Source organism: Streptomyces sp. 184 (assembly GCF_045781775.1).
In the GTDB taxonomy this organism is placed as follows: domain Bacteria; phylum Actinomycetota; class Actinomycetes; order Streptomycetales; family Streptomycetaceae; genus Streptomyces.
In genome coordinates this window covers 3,581,915-3,601,077 of record NZ_CP123230.1, presented here as the reverse complement: position 1 = coordinate 3,601,077, position 19,163 = coordinate 3,581,915, and the positions used below count along the sequence as shown (strand labels likewise).

The 19,163-nt window shown below is 72.0% G+C and carries 16 protein-coding genes; 3 read left to right on the top strand and 13 right to left on the bottom strand.

The window, feature by feature from the left end:
• Positions 1-480: 480 nt before the first annotated feature.
• The 10 genes from QBL21_RS15150 to QBL21_RS15105 all read right to left on the bottom strand — a co-directional run bounded on the left by QBL21_RS15150 (position 481) and on the right by QBL21_RS15105 (position 12,060).
• Positions 481-2,547, bottom strand: coding sequence for an ABC transporter ATP-binding protein (locus tag QBL21_RS15150; RefSeq protein ID WP_407566435.1), 2,067 nt, complete (start codon positions 2,545-2,547; stop codon positions 481-483).
• Between the two features lie 43 nt (positions 2,548-2,590).
• The gene (locus QBL21_RS15145; RefSeq protein ID WP_407562707.1) at positions 2,591-2,821 is read right to left on the bottom strand and encodes an MbtH family protein; all 231 of its coding nucleotides are present in this window, start codon (positions 2,819-2,821) and stop codon (positions 2,591-2,593) included.
• Positions 2,822-2,971: 150 nt separating this feature from the next.
• On the bottom strand, positions 2,972-4,270 hold the full coding sequence (locus QBL21_RS15140; protein ID WP_407562706.1) for a sensor histidine kinase: 1,299 nt from the start codon (positions 4,268-4,270) through the stop codon (positions 2,972-2,974).
• A gap of 9 nt (positions 4,271-4,279) precedes the next feature.
• A complete protein-coding gene (locus QBL21_RS15135) occupies positions 4,280-4,933 on the bottom strand; it encodes a response regulator transcription factor (RefSeq protein WP_407562705.1) in 654 nt (217 codons plus the stop codon).
• Between the two features lie 188 nt (positions 4,934-5,121).
• A complete protein-coding gene (locus QBL21_RS15130; protein WP_407562704.1) occupies positions 5,122-6,006 on the bottom strand; it encodes an alpha/beta fold hydrolase in 885 nt (294 codons plus the stop codon).
• Between the two features lie 144 nt (positions 6,007-6,150).
• Positions 6,151-7,455 (bottom strand): (3,5-dihydroxyphenyl)acetyl-CoA 1,2-dioxygenase DpgC, encoded by a 1,305-nt coding sequence (gene dpgC, locus QBL21_RS15125; RefSeq protein ID WP_407562703.1) that lies wholly within the window; start codon positions 7,453-7,455, stop codon positions 6,151-6,153.
• Complete coding sequence (gene dpgB / locus QBL21_RS15120) at positions 7,452-8,114, bottom strand: enoyl-CoA-hydratase DpgB (protein WP_407562702.1); 663 nt, start codon at positions 8,112-8,114, stop codon at positions 7,452-7,454. The genes dpgC and dpgB overlap by 4 nt, the downstream gene beginning before the upstream one ends.
• A gap of 14 nt (positions 8,115-8,128) precedes the next feature.
• A complete protein-coding gene (gene dpgA / locus QBL21_RS15115; RefSeq protein ID WP_407566434.1) occupies positions 8,129-9,259 on the bottom strand; it encodes a 3,5-dihydroxyphenylacetyl-CoA synthase DpgA in 1,131 nt (376 codons plus the stop codon).
• 128 nt (positions 9,260-9,387) lie between these two features.
• A complete protein-coding gene (locus QBL21_RS15110; protein WP_407562701.1) occupies positions 9,388-10,761 on the bottom strand; it encodes a PLP-dependent aminotransferase family protein in 1,374 nt (457 codons plus the stop codon).
• Between the two features lie 180 nt (positions 10,762-10,941).
• A complete protein-coding gene (locus QBL21_RS15105) occupies positions 10,942-12,060 on the bottom strand; it encodes a prephenate dehydrogenase (RefSeq protein WP_407566433.1) in 1,119 nt (372 codons plus the stop codon).
• Between the two features lie 219 nt (positions 12,061-12,279).
• Here QBL21_RS15105 and hppD point away from each other — a divergent pair, with 219 nt between their 5' ends.
• Together hppD and QBL21_RS15095 are read left to right on the top strand one after the other, a co-directional pair.
• Positions 12,280-13,386 (top strand): 4-hydroxyphenylpyruvate dioxygenase, encoded by a 1,107-nt coding sequence (hppD, locus tag QBL21_RS15100; RefSeq protein ID WP_407562700.1) that lies wholly within the window; start codon positions 12,280-12,282, stop codon positions 13,384-13,386.
• The gene (locus QBL21_RS15095) at positions 13,367-14,500 is read left to right on the top strand and encodes an alpha-hydroxy acid oxidase (RefSeq protein ID WP_407562699.1); all 1,134 of its coding nucleotides are present in this window, start codon (positions 13,367-13,369) and stop codon (positions 14,498-14,500) included. The genes hppD and QBL21_RS15095 overlap by 20 nt, the downstream gene beginning before the upstream one ends.
• Positions 14,501-15,010: 510 nt before the next feature.
• On the opposite strand, the gene QBL21_RS15090 is transcribed toward QBL21_RS15095, so the two are convergent.
• Entirely contained in the window at positions 15,011-15,991 is a 981-nt protein-coding gene (locus QBL21_RS15090; protein WP_407566432.1) for a ParB/RepB/Spo0J family partition protein, read from the bottom strand.
• 649 nt (positions 15,992-16,640) lie between these two features.
• Complete coding sequence (locus QBL21_RS15085; protein WP_407562698.1) at positions 16,641-17,201, bottom strand: LmbU family transcriptional regulator; 561 nt, start codon at positions 17,199-17,201, stop codon at positions 16,641-16,643.
• A 459-nt stretch (positions 17,202-17,660) separates the two neighbouring features.
• On the opposite strand from QBL21_RS15085, the gene QBL21_RS15080 reads away from it, so the two are divergent.
• Positions 17,661-17,993, top strand: a complete 333-nt coding sequence (locus QBL21_RS15080) for a hypothetical protein (protein WP_407562697.1) — start codon at positions 17,661-17,663, stop codon at positions 17,991-17,993.
• A gap of 22 nt (positions 17,994-18,015) precedes the next feature.
• Here QBL21_RS15080 and QBL21_RS15075 read toward each other — a convergent pair whose 3' ends face one another.
• The gene (locus QBL21_RS15075; RefSeq protein ID WP_407562696.1) at positions 18,016-19,047 is read right to left on the bottom strand and encodes a sigma factor; all 1,032 of its coding nucleotides are present in this window, start codon (positions 19,045-19,047) and stop codon (positions 18,016-18,018) included.
• Between the last annotated feature and the right edge of the window lie 116 nt (positions 19,048-19,163).

Genomic DNA, 19,163 nt, shown 5'->3' with positions numbered 1-19,163 from the left:
GGGATTCGGGGATCGCGGGCGCGGACACCGCGCACCCCACACCGTGCTCGTCTGTCGCCCCGCCGACCGCATTGCCGACGCTCCCGGATCGGGCGAGCAATTCCTCAGCCCGCCCTCGCAGTTCGTGCAGCGTGCTCCCCGGGGTGACCTCGATACGCAGGGCCCCGGGCGTCGTGCCCTCGACGACGACCGCGATGTCCCGGGCACCCGTCGTCCGGTGGAAGAATCCCGCCGTCACGGCCGCGGCCTCTGCCGCGGACGTTTCCAGGTGCGCCGCGAATTCGAGGCCGTCCGTGAGTCGGAGATCCCATGCGCTGCCGGTGGGGCACGGTGTCACATGCACCACTGGCAGGGCAGGGCTGCGCGAATCAGACATTCCTGAGGTCTCCACTGGCTCAATCGGGCGACGTCGGTCAGGGCGATTGCGGACCGCGCGACGCTGCGCGTCCTCTTGCCTGCGGTGGACGAACTCCGTGGGCGCTAGCGCGGTCCCGGGCCGTGCAGGACGGGGCCGGGCCCGCCCATTCCGGGGCCGGGGCCCATTCCCGGCCCGGGGCCGATGAGGATTCCCTGCGGCGGGCCGTCCATCATGGGGCCGTTCGGCGGCATCGGCGCCGTCTCCGGTGCCGGGGCGTCGCCGTTCTTCGGCTGGCGGGAGAACTGCGTGCGGTACAACTCGGCATAGAGGCCGTCGAGTTCGAGCAGTTCTTCGTGGGTGCCGTGCTCCTGTACCTGGCCCTGGTCGATCACCAGGATCTGGTCCGCGTCCCGGATGGTGGAGAGGCGGTGCGCGATCACCAGCGAGGTCCTGCCCGTGAGCGCCGTCTTCAGGGCTCGCTGGAGCGCCGCCTCGGACTCGGAGTCCAGGTGGGCGGTCGCCTCGTCGAGAACCACGATCGGCGGGGCCTTGAGCAGGAGCCTGGCCATGGCGATGCGCTGCTTCTCGCCGCCGGACATCCGGTAGCCCCGGTCGCCGACGAGGGTGTCGAGGCCGTCGGGCAGCGCCTCGATCAGGCTCCAGATCTGGGCCGCGGTGCAGGCTTCGATCATGTCCTTCTCGGTGGCGTCCGGGCGGGCGTAGTGGAGGTTCTGCCGGATGGTGGTGTGGAAGAGATGGGCGTCCTGGGTGACCATGCCGACGGTGTCGCGGAGTGAGGCCAGCGTCAGGTCGCGGAGGTCGTGGCCGCCGATGCGCACGACGCCCTCGCCCGGGTCGTAGAGCCGCGGCACCAGGTGGGTGATGGTCGTCTTGCCGGCGCCCGACGGGCCGACGAGGGCGGTGAGCTTGCCCGCGGGGGCGGTGAAGTTCACGCCGCGCAGGGTCCATGAGGTGTCGCTGCGCTGGGGCGCGGGGCCGGCCAGGGACTCCAGCGAGGCGAGGGAGACGTCCGCCGCGGACGGGTAGCGGAAGGAGACACCCGAGAACTCGATCTCGGGCGCGCCGACGGCCGTGCCGGCCGCGGCCCCGTTCGCGGTGATCGCGGGCAGGGCGCGGGCGTGCGGCTTCTCCTGGATGAGCGGCTTGAGGTCGAGGATCTCGAAGAGCCGGTCGAAGCTGACCAGGGCCATCAGGATGTCCCGCTGGGCGCCGGAGAGCTGGTTGATGGGCGCGAGCAGCCGGGTGAGCAGGGTGGCCAGCGCGACCAGGGTGCCGATCTGGAAGACGCCCTCGATGACGAGCCCGCCGCCGAGCCCGTAGACCAGCGCGGTGGACAGGGAGCCGACGAGCATCATCGACAGGAACAGCAGCTTGGAGTACACCGAGGCGCGGACGCCGAGGTCGCGGCCCTTGCCCGCGAGGTCGGCGAACATCCCGTTCTCGGTCTCGGGCCGGCCGTAGAGCTTGGCGAGCAGCGCGCCGGTGACGTTGAACCGCTCGCTCATGAAGGCGCCGATCTCGCCGTTTACCTGCATGTGCTCGCGCATGACGCGCTGGAGCCGGTGGCCGACGACCTTGCCGGGGAGGATGAACAGCGGGAGCATCACCAGGCTGATCAGCGTGATCGTCCAGGAGAGGTAGAACATCGCGCCCAGCACGAGCAGCGCGGTCAGACCGGCGGAGACGACGGTGGACAGCAGCGACGTCAGGGCCTGCTGCGCGCCGACGACGTCGGTGTTGAGCCGGCTGACCAGCGAGCCGGTCTGCGCGCGGGTGAAGAACCCGAGGGGCTGGCGCTGCACGTGGTCGAAGACCTCCGTGCGCAGGTCGTAGATGAGCCCTTCGCTGACCTTGCCGGAGAGCCATGCCTCGGCGAAGCCGACGACGGTCTGAAACATCGACAGGACCGCGACGGCCACGGCGATCCAGACGACGACGGAGGTGTCCCGGGGCATGATGCCGTTGTCGATGAGGTATTTGAAGAGAATGGGGACGGCCACCACGATTCCCGCGTTGAGCGCGGTGACCGCGAACAGCACGAAAATTCTGAGTCGGTGCGGCCGGGTGTAGGGAAGGATGCGCTTCGCCGTACCCTTCTTCACCTTCTGCCTGGTGACCGAATCCGGCCCGCCGGCGCGCATGATGACCGGCCCGGAGCCGCCAATCATGGCCACGAATTACCTCCAGTGTTCGTCGTCGGGCCCGGGGGTCCTAGCGGGCGGCGGCCTGCTCGTGCCTGGCCATCTCCTCGACCAGGCTCTTCGGCCGCATGTCCGTCCAGTTCTCCTCGATGTAGTCCATGCACGCCTTGCGGCTCTCCTCGCCGAACACGGTCTTCCAGCCGGCCGGAACTTCGGCGAAGGCGGGCCAGAGGGAATGCTGGTTCTCGTCATTTACCAGCACCAGAAAAGTGCCGCTCTCGTTGTCGAACGGATTCGCCATGACCGCTCCCGTCTGTGGGGTTTCCTCAAGACGGCACACACACTAACCAGGCAGGCCAGAGGGCGACAAGGTTGGACAACCGGACGGTGTCCAACTGTGAATTATCAGCAGTTGGACGCGCGTTATTCGGGGGAAACGGAAAGCCCTGTCTCAGAAATTGGCCGGTGCGATGCCGGGCTCCGCGAACCCGGCCGTCCGGCCGTCCTTGCCGGGCCCGTCGTCGCGCAGCGGAAAGGCGACGGTCACGGAGAGTCCACCCCCGGCCCTGGCCTCGGCGGTGAGCGTCGCGTCGTGGGCGGTGGCGATGGAGCGGACGATCGACAGCCCCAGCCCGTGGTGGCCGTCGCCGGCGGTGCGGCGGAGCCGCTGGAAGGGGTTGAAGAGCCGCTCGACCTGGTCCGGCGGGACCGCGGCGCCGGTGTTGCGGACGGAGAGGTACGCGCCCCCGTCCCGTACACCCGTGGCGATCTCGACGCTGCCGCCCGGGACGTTGTAGTCGATGGCGTTGTCGAGGAGGTTGGCCACCAGGCGGTGGATGAGGGCGGAGTCTCCGCAGATGCGGGCGGGCTCGATGGCCGACTCGACGGCCAGCTCGCGCCGGCCGATCTCGGGCCGGAAGGCGGGCAGGACCTCGCCGGTGAGCGCGGCGAGGTCGAGCGGTTCCGCGTTGTCCAGGCCGCGGTCGCTGCTGGAGAGGGTGAGCAGCGATTCCAGGAGGGTGGCCTGCTGCTTGCTGATCGTCAGCAGCCGCTCGAAGTTGGCGCGAAAGGATTCGAGGGTGGCGCCGCGGTCGATGAGCGTCTCCTCAAGCAGCGCGTGTTCGAGGGTGAGGGGTGTGCGCAGCTCGTGGGCGGCGTTGGCGACGAACCTCTTCTGGGACTCCAGCGCCGTCTCCAGCCGGCCGAGGAGCCCGTTGACGGTGTCGGCGAGGTCCTTCAGCTCGTCGGACGGGCCGCCGGCGGCCAGGCGCTCGTGCAGGTTGCGGGCGGAGATGTGGCGGATGGTGCTGGTCATGGTGCGCAGCGGGCGCAGGACGCGGCCCGCGACCACCCAGCCGAGGCCGATGGCGATGACGGACATGATGGCGAGGGCGAGTGCCGACTGCATGAGCAGCCGGTCGAGCATCGCCTCCCGCTGGTGCAACGCCTGCTGGCGCATCTCCTCGACGATGCCGCCCTCGTGGCCGAGCTGCTCGTCCAGCCGGTAGGTGCGGGTGTCCGCCTGGGCGGAGGACCGGGAGGAGCCGTACTGCACGTCCTTGAAGGTCACCAGCCCGCCGGAGGGGCGGGCGACGAGCAGGTACGTGATCGCCAGCAGCACGGCGCCGGACAGGACGAACAGCGAGCCGTACAGGAGCGTGAGGCGCACCCGGACGCGGCGGGGCGTGAGCTGCGCGGACATCGCGCCGACACGCTTCAGGACGGCCAGGTGCAGCCTCGACAGCCCCATGGGCGTACCTCAAATCCGGTAGCCGCTCCGCGGCACCGTCTCGATCACCGGGGGCAGACCGAGTTTGGAGCGCAGGCGGTTGATCGTGGTCTTCACCGTGGTGGTGAACGGGTCGGCCGCCTCGTCCCACACCCGTTCGAGCAGTTCCTCCGCCGACACCACCCGCCCCTGTGCGGAGAGCAGGCACTCCAGGACGGCGAGTTCCTTGGGGGTGAGCGTCAGGCGCTCGCCGGCGCGGGTGGCGAAGCGCTGGGCGGGGTCGAGCCGCAGGTCGCCGTGGACCAGCACGGGCGGTACGGCGGGCTGGGCGCGGCGGGCGAGGGCCCGCAGCCGGGCGACCAGCTCGGCGTAGGCGAAGGGCTTCGGCAGGTAGTCGTCGGCCCCGAGGTTCAGTCCCTCGACGCGGTCGACGATCGTCCCGGAGGCGGTGAGCATCAGCACACGCGCGTGGTGGGGCTGGGAGACCAGTTCCTTGCACACGTCGTCGCCGTGGACGCCGGGGAGGTCGCGGTCGAGGACGACGACGTCGTAGTCGACGGTCATCGTGCGCTCCAGCGCGTCGGATCCGTCATACACGACATCGACGGCCATACCCTCCCGGCGCAGCACCCGCGCCACCGAGTCGGCCAGCTCAGCGTGGTCTTCGACTACCAGAACCCTCATCAGCGGCACCTGCCGGCGGTCTCGCGGGCGCAGAGCGAGGATGCGGCGGATGGGCGTCCGAGGACGACCACCACGGCTGACGATCCCCCACCTTGCGTCACACTGCGGTCACAGCGCTTCACTTCGTCGTGTCCCCGTGCTCGGTTCGAACCGTCCTCAGATTAGCGCGGACCGGCGTAAGGCCGCGGTCAGCAGTCGGGTTCCGGTCGGTGCTTTCCGGCTGGTGGCGGGCCCGGCCGGGCGGCTCGGGCGGGGACGGTGGCGGCGGCGGTGGCGGCGGCGAAGAAGTCGAGGACGGCGGCGTTGACGGCGTCCGGCTTCTCCAGATAGCCGTAGTGGCCGCAGCCGGGGATCTCGACGTACGCGCATCCGGGGACGGCGGCCGCGACCTCGCGCGACAGGTGCGGTCGGATGACGAGGTCGTCGCCGAAGGCGATGACCAGGCACGGGCAGGATATGCGCCGGTACGCACCGAGCCGGTCGCCCATCGCCTGAAGCTCCAACTGCCCGCGGAAAGCCGACATGTCGACGGCGGTCATCTCGAAGACGTCGAGCCAGTCCCGCAGCGCCGTCTCGTCGTTCAGCGTCTCCGGGGAGAGATTCTGGAGGGCGTTGACGTACGCGGCGTAGCGCGGGGGGAGCTTCACGCCGCTGTCGCAGAGGTCGAGTTCGGCGGCGGTCATGGCCGAGACCAGGCCGTCGGCGCGCCCGGTGGGAGCCATGAGGACGGCCTGCCGGACCAGTTCGGGGCGGGCGAGGAGGAGTTCCTGCACGAGGGTCGCGCCCAGGGAGAAGCCGACGACGCGGCACGGGGCGAGGCCGAGGTGCTCGATGAGCGCGGCGATGTCGGCGGCCATGTCACGGAGGGTGAAGCCTTCGAGGCACAGGTCGCTCGGGGGCATGCCGCGGTTGTCGACGGTGATCACCCGGTGGCCGGCGGCGGTGAGGGCGGGCACCTGGTGGGTGCGCCAGATGCGTCCGGGGGCGCCGGTCCCGGTGACCATGACGACCGGATCGCCCGTGCCGTAGTCGTCGAAGCCGAGGGTGATCCCGTTGATCCGGGCGGTCGCCATCGGGCCCGCTCCTCTCCTTGGTGGGCTCCTTCGCGGGCCGGCGGTTCTCTTTCGCCGGCCGGGAGGTCCTTCTCGTGGGCCCGCGGTCCCTCGGCGGCCGGTGCGTCCGCGGCAGCCGGGGCTACCGGCTGCCGCGGGCGGGGGTCACGCGGAGCGCCGGGTGAACCGGCCGGCCTTGCCGACGACGTCCTCGCCGTGGATCCGCATGGCCTGCTGAAGCGCGAACTCGGCCATGTAGCGGCGGAACCCGTCCACCGGTTCCTCGGCGACGTTGAGCATGTGCCGGTTGGGTACGACGGCGGGGCCGCCGAGCCGTTCGACGGCGGCGGCGACGGCCTCGTCCATCCGGGCCGGCTCGACCACCTCGTCGAGCACCAGCCGCGCGTCGGGGTCGGTAGCGGACAGCCGGCGGTCCTGGAGGATGACCTGCCGGGAGATCCGCGGGCCGGTGTGCCGGCCGAGCCGGAAGTTCCCGGCGCCCGGCACGATGCCCTCGCGGGCGGCCGGCAGGGACACGTACGCGTCCGAGGCGGCGAGCACGTGGTCGCAGACGAGCAGGAGTTGCATGCCGCCGCCGATGGCGAAGGTGTCGACCGCCGCGATCCAGGGTTTCTCCACGGTGCGGGCGTGCCAGGGCGCGCCGCCCGCGCCGCGCACGCCGCGGACGATCTTGTGGATGTATCCCAGCTCGCGGCGGAGCAGGAAGCCGACCAGCGAGATGCCGCCCGCGTGCAGGCTCTTGAGGTTGATGCCTGCGCTGAAGACGCGCTTGCCGCGGTACCGCGGATGCGTCATCTCCCCACCGCGCAGCACGGCGACCCGGACGCCCGGGTCGAGCAGCGCGAGGTCGACCGCGGTCTCCATGTCGTCGACCTGCTGCTCGTCCTCGGCGTTGAGGCAGTCGTCGCGGTGCATCGTCAGATACGCCGCGCCGTCGCGCCGTTCGAGGCGGACGGAATGGGTGTCGACCAGGCCGGTCTCGGTGAACCGCGGCAGCAGCTCCAGCGCGCGGGGCGTGGGGCGCAGCATGGCGTCGAGCAGGTGGGGGCCCGCGACGGGGGACGCGAGCACGGCCCGCAGGAAGATGCCCTGGTCGATCTCGTGGCCCTCCTTGTCGGCCTGGAGCCCGGTGCGCTCGGCGGCCAGTTGCGCGGCGGTGGGTACGAGTCCGGGGTACGTGACGGCGGCGGCGGTGACCAGTTCGGCGAGCCGCAGGGGTGTGGTGCGGCCGTCGGTGAGCCGGTCGTAGACCGCCTCGACGTGCCCGTCGAGGAAGGCGGTGCGCAGCGCGCGGGCCTCGTCGAGCACCCCGGCGGCCCGGGTCCGCTGGGCGGGCGAGCGGGCGGCGGGCGGTGGCAGCGCGGCGATCTTCTCCTCGGCCAGGGCGAGCGCGGCGCCGACCTCGGGCCAGCCGTCCCGGGCGTCCGCCGGCCGCCGGTCCGCGGTCACGGGCCCACCCGGGCGGCGTCCGCCCGCAGCGACCGGTCGCAGGCGGCGAGGTGCCGGCCCAGCGCGTCCTCGAAGCTGGTCGTCGTGGCGTCGAAGAGCAACTGCCGGCGGATGGCGACCTCCTTGCCGGACAGCCCGCTGACCAGCCCGGCGGCAGCGGCGACGCCGCTCGCGGGGTCCGCGGCGAGGTCGTCGACGATGCCCAGGGTCCGCGCCTCGGGCGCGTCGATGGGCAGGCCGAACAGCACGGCCCGGCGGATCCCGGCGGCGCCGGCCAGTTGGACGAGCCGGTAGCTCGCCATGCCGGGCCAGGTGGCCTCCCCGTCCCGGGCGACGAGCAGCCGGGCGCCGGGGGTGGCGACGCGGATGTCGGCGGCGAGGAAGGCGTCGAGCGCCGCGCCGCCGCAGTCGCCGCGGGCGACCGCGACGGTGGCCGCCGGCAGCCGTTCGAGCCGGCGCAGCACCCGCTCCCACTTGCTGACCAGTTGGACGTCGAGGCCCCTGGTCCAGCCCGGCCCGGGGGCGCCGGTGACGTGCACCGTGACGATGCCGGTGCCGCCGCCGTCCTCCGCCTCGTCGCAGAGCGTGCCGAGCGCCTTGACGGCCGCGGCCGTCGGCGGCTCGGCCCCGTCGATCATCAGCGTGAGCGTGTCGCTCATCGCACCCTCCGCTCTCACCATCGGACCAGCGCCGTTTCAATCGTGGAGCCCGGGCCCATGGTCATGAGCACGCCGTGGTCTCCGGGGCGGGTGACGTCCTCGTCGAGCAGGCGCTCGTACGAGAAGAGGAACGAGCCGCTCGACACGTTGCCGTAGTCGCGCAGCACGCCGACCGTGTGGCGGACGTCGTGGCGGGTGAGCCCGAGGTTCACGACGACGGCGTCGATCACCTTCTTGCCGCCGGAGTGCACCAGCCAGTGCCGGATGTCGCTGCGGCGCAGCCCGGTGTCCGCGAGCAGCCGGTCCACGACCAGTTCGGCGTGGGCGCCGACGACGTAGGGGATCAGCGGGTCGAGGAAGAAGCTGAACCGGTCCTGGTCGCGGTCCCAGTCGTAGCGCATCGCCTCCAGCGCCTCGGGGATGAGGCAACTGGCGAACTTCAGGACGTCCGGGCCGCGGACGCCGTCGGGAGTGGCCGCGGCCGGGCCGGACATGAGCGCGACGGCGGCGGCGCCGTCGCCGAAGAGGCTGTTGACGACGGCGGTGCGCATGGTCTCGTCGAAGGCGTACGCCGCGGAGCAGGCTTCCGCGCAGAGCACGACGGCGAGTTCGCCCGGGTGCGCGGCCGACCAGCCGGCGACGACGTTCAGCGCGTTCAGCCCCGCGTTGCAGCCCATGCCCACGATGTCGGAGCGGCTACAGTGCCGGTCGATGCCCAGCTCGCGGATCAGCAGCGCGCTGAGCCCCGGGGTGAGGAAGCCGGTGGACGTCACGCAGCACAGGTGGCGCAGGTCCGACAGGTCGTGGCCGGCGCTCTTCAGGCAGGCGCGGAGGGCTTCGGCGCCCATCTCGATCGCCGTGGCCTTGTGCTTGTCGAGCAGGTCGCCCTGCGGCTCGGAGTGCCGGACTCCGTCCTCGTCGGGGGCGGGCAGCGTCAGATGGCGCCGTTCTATCGCGCTGTTGAGGAAGACGGAGCTGATCCTCGGGTCGGTGATGCCGAAGGCGTCGAGCACCTCCTGCTGGGTGTACGACGTGGGGGTGGCGGCCGTGCCCACCCCGAGGATGCGGGGCCGGTACGGGCCGGGCACCTGTGCTGTCGCGGACAGCGGGTCCAGGAGCCGAGCGGGCTCCACGCCGGTGGTCATCGGAAGGTCCACCCCCACATGCGCTTCTTGCTGCGCGGTCGTCGTGCTCTGCTGATGCCGTTCACGTGCGGTCCTTTCGAACTGGAGCCGGACGGATGAGGACGGAGACCGGCCGGGGGCCGGCGGTGTCAACCGGCGCGGGTCTCGGCCTCGATGAAGCGCGCGAGGCGCGCGGTGCCCTCGTCGATCTCCTCGGTGGTCAGATAGCTGGTCGAGAGCCGGAGGGCGCGGTGGCCGCCGCCTCCGGGGTAGAAGTGGCTCATCGGCGTCCAGATGACGCCGAAGTCCTGGGCGGAGCGGGTCAGAGCCGCGTTGCCGGCGCGGAACGGCACCTGCACGGTGAGGAAGAAGCCGCCCTCGGGCCGGTTCCACCGCACCCCCAGGGCGCTCCTGCGGTCGGCGGGCAGCCGCGCGTCCAGGGCCCGGAGCATGGCCCGCATGGCGTCTCCGTAGTACGCGGCCGCGCGGGAGTTCAGCTCGGAGACGAGCCCCTGTGCGGCCAGCAGCGCGCCGGCGACGGCGGCCTGGCTCAGCGACGGGGTGTTCACCGTCACCATGCTCTTGATCTTGGCGAGTTCGTCGGCGAGCAGGCTGGTGGCCCCGGACTCGTCGACGACGGTCTGGTCGGCGACGGCGAAGCCGACGCGGGCGCCGGGGAAGACGGTCTTGGAGTACGAGCCGAGGTGGACGACGCGGCGGGCGCGGTCGAGCGACTTCAGGGTGGGCGGCGGCGGGCCGGGGCTCACCAGCCGGTACGGGCTGTCCTCCAGGACGAGCAGGTCGTGGCGGGCGGCCAGGTCGAGCAGGTCCGTGCGGGCCTGCGGTGTGAGCGTGGCGCCCGAGGGGTTGGAGTGGTCGGGGACCAGGTAGAAGGCCCTGGGCCGGCGGCCGCGCGCCTTCTCCGCCAGCACCGCGGCTTCGAGATCGGCGGCGTTAAAGCCGTCCTCGCGCTCCTCCACCGGGTGCACGGCGATGTCGAGCAGCCGGGCAGCCCCGGTGATGCCGACGTAGCACGGGCTGGCGACCATCAGGACGTCGTCGGGCCCGCCGATGAGGGCGCGCAGCACCAGCAGCATGGCCTCCTGGGCGCCGACGGTCACCACGACGGCCTCGGCCGGCACGTCGATGCCCTCGTCGGCGCGCAGCGACTCGGCGATGATCTCGCGGATCTGACCGGCGGTCGGGCCGTACTGGTAGAGGGCGGTGCGGATCTCCTGCGGCGTGCCGCCCCGGGCGGCCAGGTGGTCGAGGTAGGTCCGCATGTGCGTGAAGACCTGCTCGGTGTCGAAGAACCCGTCGTACGGGCGGCCGGGTGCGAAGGAGATCGCGTCGGGGTAGCGGAGCGTGATCTCGTTGAGGAAGTTCATGGTGTCCAGGACGGGGTCGGACACGCTGCCGTGCAGCTCGGCCTTGCGCAGCGGCGACGAAGGCACGGTGGCGCCGGGCGCCGGGGCGTTCGGTCCCGCGCCGGCGACGAGTGCTTCGGGACCCGGAGCAGCCATGGAATTCCCCCACGCGAAGGCAATTGATGAAGTCGTCTTCCGGCGCTTAGAAAAGCATGTCCGCGTGCATTCCGACAACGGCGTCCAAGAGCGCAATCTGCACACTTGGACACGCGCGGGCGCGCTTGGAAAATTCCGCACTTGGACGGTGGGGTATGTGCGCGTGAAAGGTGACGGGGGTCACCGGGGAGCGGTGCTGAGTTCGGTTTCTCCGCCGTCGGCCTCCGCGTCCCACCCGTCGGCCTTGAGTTTCGCCGCGATTCGACCGGCGTCGGACGGGTGCACCGGGCACCGTACCGTGAATCCGCCGTCGGCGGCGGTGTCCACCGACGCGCTCTCGGCATCCACGCCGAGGCCCGCGACCGCCCCCAGGAAACGCCCCAGTTCCCCCGGCCGGCCGGGGACCGCCACGTGCAGCGCAGGGGTGCGCCCGGCGGGCCGGGGGCGGGCGCCGGGGATCGCGCCGAGGCCGGCGATGCCGCGGTCGAGGAGGTCGACGACGGTCCGCAGGCCCTCCTCGCGGTCCCCGGCGCCGTGCCCGGCGAGCGCGTCGAGCGCCGGCACCAGCCGGGTGAGGTCGGCGTGCACGGCCCGTACGACCCCGGCGAGGGCCGGCGCGTTCGTCTCGATGATGTCCGCCCACAGCCGGGAGTCGCCCCCGGCGATCCGCGTGACGTCGCGCAGCCCCTGGCCGGCCAGCCGGGACACCCCGTCGGGGTCGTCCCGCAGCCGGGCGGCCATCAGACTGGCCAGCAGGTGGGGAACGTGGGAGGTCAGGGCGACGGCTTCGTCGTGGGCGCGGCTGGCCATCACCAGCGGGACGGCGCCGCACAGCTCGGCCAGCCGGCGGGCCCGCGCCAGAGCTGCGGGCGAGGTGAGCCGCGACGGCGTGAGCACCCAGGGGCGGCCCTCGAAGAGGGTGCCGCGGGCCGCCAGCGGCCCGGAGCGCTCCCGGCCGGCCAGCGGGTGCCCGCCGACGTAACGGGCGGGCTGGGGCGCGGCGTTCAACACGGCCCGCTCCGGCACGGTCTTCACGCTGCCCACGTCGGTGTACGCATCGGCGAGCCCGCGTCGCTGCACGTCGACCAGCACCTCGCCCACCTTGCTGGGCGGGACCGCGATCACGGCCAGGTCGACCGGCCCGGGCGGTTCCTCGGCGAGTCCGGCGCCGAGGGCGGCGGCGGTGCGGGCGGCCGTGGCGTCGCGGTCGGAGAGGTACACGGTCACCCCCTGGCGGCAGGCGGCAAGGGCCACGGAGGTGCCGATCAGACCGGTTCCCACGACGGCTATGGAGCGAATCACCAGACATCCCCTGTTCGAAAGAACCTGATCGAAGGATTGCGCTCGGAAGATCCCGCCCGAAAGCCGTGGACCGAATAGCGGAAACGGCGCAACAGCTTATGCACCGGAACCGCCGACCAACAGCGCGGCAGTCCAGAAAAGACGCACGTAGCCAGATTCGCGACCGGTCGCCTACAGTCCGGGAAACGCATGCAACTTCGTGACCAGGGGACAGTCATGCATGATTTCAGCGAGCCCGGAGTTCCGCCCGGCGACGTGGCCATCGACTACGTGGAGATGTACGTCGGAAGTATGGAGGCCGCCGCTTTCGACTGGGTCGACAAGTACGCCTTCTCGGTCGTGGGCACCGGCGGCTCCGCCGGGCACCGCAGCATCGCGCTGCGCCACGGCCGCATCACCCTCGTACTCACCGAAGCCACCTCCGACCAGCACCCCGCCTCGGCCTACGTCGAGGCCCACGGCGACGGGGTGGCCGACATCGCGCTGCGCACCGCCGACGTCCGGGCCGCGTTCGCCGCGGCGGTGGCCGGCGGCGCCGCAGTGGTGCGCGAGCCCGCCGGACACGACGGCGACGGCCCCGAAGTGACGGCCGCCGTAGGCGGGTTCGGGGACGTGGTGCACACGCTCGTGCAGCGCGCCCCCGGGGAGGGCCCGGGGCTGCCCGTGGGGTTCACGCCGGCGCAGCGGGAGCGCGACGGGCGCGCGGACGAGGTGGGGCTCGACGAGATCGACCACGTCGCGGTCTGCCTGGACACCGGCAGCCTCGATCCCACGGTCGACTTCTACCGGCAGGCGCTGGGCTTCGACTTCGTCTTCGAGGAGCGCATCGTCGTCGGCTCGCAGGCGATGGAGTCGAAGGTCGTGCAGAGCCGGTCGGGTGCGGTGACGCTCACGCTCATCCAGCCCGACCCGACCGCGGACCCCGGACAGATCGACGAGTTCCTCAAGGGCCACCAGGGCTCCGGCGTCCAGCACCTGGCGTTCTCCTCGGCAAACGCGGTGCGTTCGGTGCGCACGCTGGCGCGGCGCGGGGTCGCGTTCCTGGCCACCCCGGGCTCGTACTACGACATGCTCGGCGAGCGCATCCCGTCGCTGAGCCAGGCGCGGCTGGCGGACCTGCGGGCGACGAACGTGCTGGCCGACGAGGACCACGACGGGCAGATGTTCCAGATCTTCACCGCCTCCACCCACCCGCGGCACACCCTCTTCTTCGAGGTGATCGAGCGGCAGGGCGCGCAGACCTTCGGCAGCGCGAACATCAAGGCGCTGTACGAGGCCGTGGAGCTGGAGAGGACCGGCCAGCGTGGGCCGTCCCAGCGCTGACACCCCGATCGGCACGACCCACACGCTCGCGGACGTCGAGCGTGCCGCCGCCGCTGTCCTGCCGCCCGAGGTTCGGGACTTCGTGGCGGGGGGCAGCGGCGCGGAGACGACGCTGGCGGCCAACCGGACGGCGCTGGACCGGGTCTGCGTCGTGCCGCGCGCGCTGCGGGACGTCTCGGGCTGTACGACGGAGTCGACGCTGCTGGGACGCCCGGTGGCCATGCCGGTGGCGGTGGCGCCCGTGGCGTACCAGCGGATGGTGTGCCCCGAGGGCGAGACGGCCGCGGCGCGGGCGGCGAAGGCGGCCGGCGTGCCGTTCACGGCGAGCACGCTGAGCAGCGTGCCGATCGAGGAGATCACGGGCGTCGGCGGCTCGGTCTGGTTCCAGCTCTACTGGCTGCGGGACACGGTGCGGACCCTCGACCTGGTGCACCGGGCCGAGGACGCCGGCTGCGCGGCGGTCATGCTCACCGTCGACGTGCCGTGGATGGGCCGCCGGCTGCGGGACGTCCGCAACGGGTTCGCGCTCCCGCAGGGGGTGCGCGCGGCGAACTTCGCCGCCGCGGACTCCACGGCCCACCGGCGCCGCGGCGGCGCCTCGGCGGTGGCGACGCACACGGCCGAGGCGTTCTCGCCCGCGGTCACCTGGGACTCGGTGGCGGCGCTGCGGGCGCACACCCGGCTGCCGCTGGTCCTCAAGGGCGTGCTCGACGCCCGGGACGCGCGCCGCGCGGCGGAGTCGGGGGTGGACGCGGTCGTCGTCTCCAACCACGGAGGGCGGCAGCTCGACGGTGCGGTGCCCGGCATCGACGCGCTCCCGGAGGTCGCCGCGGCGGTGGCGGGCGGCTGCGAGGTCCTGATGGACGGCGGCATCCGCGGCGGCACGGACGTGCTGCGGGCGCTCGCACTCGGCGCCGACGGGGTGCTGGTGGGGCGGCCGGTGGTCTGGGGGCTTGCCACGGCCGGCGAGACGGGTGCGCGGCGGGTGCTGGAGCTGCTGGGCGACGAACTGCGGGACGCACTCGGCCTGTCCGGCTGCTCGGACGTCGCGGCCGCACGCGAACTGCGCACCGTACGGGTCCCGGCGGGCGACGGCGCGGCGGCAGCGCCCTAGCCGTACGCCGCTGCCCCGCGCGAGGCCGCGGCCCGGATCCGGCCGTCGAGACGGCCGGACCCGGGCCGCGGCGGCGTCCGACGGCGGATCCGGGGTCGGCGGGCCGGCGGCACGCGCGGGGCTTCGGCACGGGGTCGTCGCCGCGGTGCAGCCGGCTTCTGACGCCCCGTACGGTCTCGGGCCCGTTCACGCTGTTCCCTCTCTTCTCCCCTGCGGATCGTTCGCGTCCCGCCGTCCAACAGCTCGTTTCGGGGAGTTGGACACCCGTGAGGGCAGGAATCCGCAAGCGGACGCGGGAGGTGGGGATGTTTTTCCGTCAGCCGGTGAGACGATGGAATTTCACCGGCCGGACAGCAGGACGTGCGCGTCTTCATCCCAGCACCATGACGAAGACACGCACGCCACGCAGGGCCGGCCGCCGCGTTCCGGCGGGGGTTCGCCCTGCTTTCCTGCCGTGTTACCTGCCGCGCTTCTCCACGAGGACTCTACGGCGTTCGAAATACGCCGTGGTCACAGCGGCTGGACGCTCTCGCGTTCCATCCGCATCGCGATGTCCTTCCAGATACCGGCGCATTCACGCGCCAGTTGGGCAACGACGCCGCGGCAGTGCGCGGGCACGTTGCCGATGATCTCCTCCCACTCGTCACCGCTGAGCGTGTGAATGTTGAGAAGCCGAAGGAGCGTACGGCCGGTCTCGCTCAGCCGCAGCGCCGGGTCGGCTTTCAGCCGATTCACCGCAGAGCCGCGATCGTCGACCGGTATCCGGACGGCGGCGGCGGTCCCCGCAACGCCGGCGGATACCGCCACCACCTTCGGTCTGCTCTCGATATGCGCCGTACTGCGCTGCCGCGGCACCGGCAGCGGACCCTCTCCCCTGCGCATGCGGTTTCTGACGTCCCTGACCGTTTCCGGGGAGATCCCCGCGGCCCGGGCGACCTGCCGCAGCGACAGGCTCGGATTCTCGTTGATCAGCCGGCTCGCGATCCTGCGCCCCTCACTGCCGTTGAGTGGCCGTACGCGGCCGTCCTGTCCGACCCGGTGGCCGGTGGCGGCGGTGTCCGCCGACTCCCGCCGGCGAATGGCCGCGACGGTCGCCGGGGCGATGCCCGTCACCGACGCGATCATCCGGTCCGACCACTGCGGATGCGACAGTATGATCCTGCTCGCGGCCCGCTTCCGGTCCGCCATGGTGAGCGGCAGCCCGTGGGCGATGTTCGACTCCACGGCGAGGACGAAGGCGTCCGCCTCGGTCCCGTCGAAGAAGCGGACGGCGATGGTGTCCTGACCGCGGAGCTCTGCGGCCCGCAATCGATGAAGCCCATCGATGACCCGCATGGTCGCGCGGTGTACAACGATGGGCGGCAGTTCGGCTTGCGCCTGCGCCAGTACTCTTACATGCTCCCGATCTTCTCCCGAAGACCGAGGCGAGCCCGCTCTGCGTAAGCTGCGGACTTCGACCTCGACCGGCATCTGATCGAGATGCCCCTGCACGGACGTCAACTCCAATTCCTCCCCGATCCAACTTCCGGTGAGCCGGACCACGGCCCGAACCCATACGTGCAATTACCGGAACTCGAACAATCCCTTGACGCACCCGTACTGATACGGTCGCCGGCCGAACCGGCGACCGAGAGGTCAGACCTCTCGATACAGGGGAAGTGAGGGTGACCGGAAAGGCGTCAGATCGACGCGGAGGCAACGCCCCGCAGTCGACGCCATTCGGCTCTCCCCCGCTGCTCGGCTTCGCTCCCGGACGAAGCGAGTGAATGTTCCCCCGTTCGGACATCGACTCTAACAGCGCTGCCCACGATCAGACACCCCGCGCCTCAGCGAACACACGCCACCACAGAAGGCATTTGACATGTGCCGCGCATGCGGGGGTTCGAAAATCACAGCTCGCCCGGGGTGGAGGACGCAAATCCGGGTGGTTGACGCCTCAAGGACCCCGTACGCCACACATTCACCGAAACTCCTCGGACGGCATACGGCGCATGAATCAAGCCGCCTTGTCCCGCCGGCGGGACAAGGCGCGACAGATCGGAGAGGAAGTACCGGAACGCATCATTCCGTCGAACGCGCGTGCATTGGGGCGGGCCGACTCCGACAACGCCGCACCCGCCCCCGAACTTCCGCCCGCCGGTTACCCGGAGGCGTCCGCTAAAGGCTCCTCCGCCGCCTCGTCCAGCATCAGCACCATCCATTCCATCAGTTCCAGACCGACGGCCTCGGCAGCCTTCTGCCACCGCACCCGGCGCTCCGGCACGACGCTCATCTGGACGAGGGACGCACCCGCCCCCTCCGCGGCGATCCGTCGGCTGGCACGGATCTGTTTGCGCAGCTCACTACGTGTCCACCGGCCCCGCTCCGCGCGGCTCAGCCACTCGTCCTGCGCGCTCACGGACATCCCGGCGACCTCCGCATGGTGCTGGAAGCTGAGCTTGTCCCGCCGTCTCGAAGGATGGAATTTCCCCGCCACCCAGGCGTAGTTGCGCAGCGTCTGATAATCGAAAGACGTCTCGGCCAGGGCGCGTTTGTAGCGGTCCGGGTAGTGGCTCCTGCCGTAGATCAGCCAGTCGCCGAGCCACCACGCCGAAGAATCCGCGATAACGAAGATCTGCCGTCCCAGATGGCTCCATTCGGCCAGCGGCAGTCCCGGCGGGAGTGACAGCGCCGTACGCCTGGTGGTGGAACGGCCGTTCACAGCCAGCCGGTTGGGAGGGCGCGAGGGGGCCGGGGACGTCGCCGCCGGCGCCGGGCCCGCGACCGGATGGCCCGAGGCGCGGACCGCCGGGTTCGTCACGGGACCGGCTCCGCGCGTCTCTCCCATGGACATGCTGCGCACCTCACCTGCCGATCTGCGACGCGCTTCCTCGTCAACCCGACCGGACAACCGCCGGCCTGCTCCGCAGGGCCGCGGTCCGCCGACCGGGGCCGCACGCGATCAACCGTGCTGAGCCCATCATCCGTGGCGGCAGGTTGCAGCGCGGTGACAGCGCTCCTCTCCTGCACCTGCTCTCACCTCAACCACCGCTACGGGCGGACCGTGGGTTGCACCGCGGTTACAGCAGGCGTTCCGGCGCAGTAACCCTCCCCCCGATCTACTTGTCATCAAACCCCGAGCCGACGGCGCCGGCCCTGCCGCGCCGGACGAGGAGGCCCCATGGTCACCCAGACCCGGTACTGCGCCGAGTGCGGTGCCGCTTTCACCTGGCGGAGCAGCAGCCCCAGCCGGAGGTTCTGCGGCCCGCGGTGCAAGGCGCGGTGGTGGCGCGGCCACCACCGGCGGGCGGCCGCGGTGGTCGGCGGCGCCGTGTCCCTGGCGGAGAAGCAGGCGCTGCGGGCCGCGGCGCCGCCGAACCTGGGCACCGCGCACGACTGCCCCCACTGCGGGCAGCAGCTCACGGTGGTGAACGTGGTGGTCCCGGTCGAGGACGGCCCCGTGGCCGCCGGCGCGGAGCCCCGTACGCGGGTGTTCGCGGCCGACCGCGGCTGAAGGGCCGGCCGGGCGGCGGGGTTCAGCCGTCGAGGGGCTGGAGTTCCAGCCGGCCGAGGTGGTCCGGGTCGGCGATCACCTCGATGCCGACGATCGTGCCGTTGGCGACGGCGAGCGCAAACGCGATCCTCGGCCGCCCCTGGTGGATCCACACCAGCCCCGGCGCACCGTCCACGAGCGCCGGGCGGGCGGCTCTGAGCCTCCCCGTGAAGACGTCGGCGACCGCCACCGCGCCGCGGACCTCCTCCGCCGCCCCGGCGGCCACCGCGGCGGCGTCGGCGCGAAGCACCACGTCGGGGTCGAGGAGTGCGAGGAGCGCGTGGAAGTCATCCCCGCGCGAAGCGGTGAGGAACGCACCGGCGATCGCACTCCAGCGTGTGGTGACGCCCCAGTCCGCCGGCGTGCCCGTGATCCCGGCGGCGCTGGGGTCGTACGGAACGGAAGAGCGTGCGCCGGGCGCGTCGGCGGCGCGGTGGTCTCCCGCCGCGCCGTCGGCCGCGGGGCCCTGCACGCGCCGCCGGGCGCGGCGGGCCAGGTGCCGGGTCGCGGCCGGCGAGCGGCGTACGATCGGCGCGATCTCGTCGTAGGGGACCGCGAACAGGTCGTGCATCACGAACGCCAGCCGCTCCGCGGGGGCCATCGAGTCGAGCACGGCGAGCAGCGCGATCCCGACGGAGTCGCCGCGGAACAGCTCCCGAGTCCGGTCCGACAGGTCCGTTCCCTCCGACTCGGCCACCTCCACCACGCATTTAGCATCATTTACGGCGTTCATCGCATTTTGCACTTCGGATCCGCCCGGCTCCGGCGGGTCCAGCGGGTCCTCGCCCTGTGCCGCGCGGGTGCGGAGGATGTCCATCGAGACCTGGCCCACGACCGTACGCAGCCAGCCGGCGAAGCTCTCCACCCCGTCCGGCTCCGCGCGGCGCACCCGCAACCACGCCTCCTGCACGGCGTCCTCGGCCAGCCCGGCCGAACCCAGGACCCGGTGGGCGACCGCGCGCAGATGCGCGCGATGCTCCTCGAAGCGCAAGGCCAGGAATTCGTGCTCGTCCATCGGGTCCTTCCTCCGTTCCACCGTGTCACCACCGTGACCAGCGCAGCGCGGCCGATGTGACAGACGGCAGGCCAGGTGCCCATGTCGTGAGACGGCATTGCCCTGGTCGCGGAGCC

Excerpts from the sequence above, each read along its gene's own strand:
- QBL21_RS15080 (WP_407562697.1), top strand. The coding sequence starts at position 17,661 with ATGGTCACCCAGACCCGGTACTGCGCCGAGTGCGGTGCCGCTTTCACC.
- dpgA (WP_407566434.1), bottom strand. The coding sequence starts at position 9,259 with ATGACCACCGGCGTGGAGCCCGCTCGGCTCCTGGACCCGCTGTCCGCG.
- hppD (WP_407562700.1), top strand. The coding sequence starts at position 12,280 with ATGCATGATTTCAGCGAGCCCGGAGTTCCGCCCGGCGACGTGGCCATC.
- QBL21_RS15075 (WP_407562696.1), bottom strand. The coding sequence starts at position 19,047 with ATGGACGAGCACGAATTCCTGGCCTTGCGCTTCGAGGAGCATCGCGCG.
- dpgB (WP_407562702.1), bottom strand. The coding sequence starts at position 8,114 with ATGAGCGACACGCTCACGCTGATGATCGACGGGGCCGAGCCGCCGACG.
- QBL21_RS15110 (WP_407562701.1), bottom strand. The coding sequence starts at position 10,761 with ATGGCTGCTCCGGGTCCCGAAGCACTCGTCGCCGGCGCGGGACCGAAC.
- QBL21_RS15140 (WP_407562706.1), bottom strand. The coding sequence starts at position 4,270 with ATGGGGCTGTCGAGGCTGCACCTGGCCGTCCTGAAGCGTGTCGGCGCG.
- QBL21_RS15145 (WP_407562707.1), bottom strand. The coding sequence starts at position 2,821 with ATGGCGAATCCGTTCGACAACGAGAGCGGCACTTTTCTGGTGCTGGTA.
- QBL21_RS15135 (WP_407562705.1), bottom strand. The coding sequence starts at position 4,933 with ATGAGGGTTCTGGTAGTCGAAGACCACGCTGAGCTGGCCGACTCGGTG.
- QBL21_RS15150 (WP_407566435.1), bottom strand. The coding sequence starts at position 2,547 with ATGATTGGCGGCTCCGGGCCGGTCATCATGCGCGCCGGCGGGCCGGAT.
- QBL21_RS15130 (WP_407562704.1), bottom strand. The coding sequence starts at position 6,006 with ATGGCGACCGCCCGGATCAACGGGATCACCCTCGGCTTCGACGACTAC.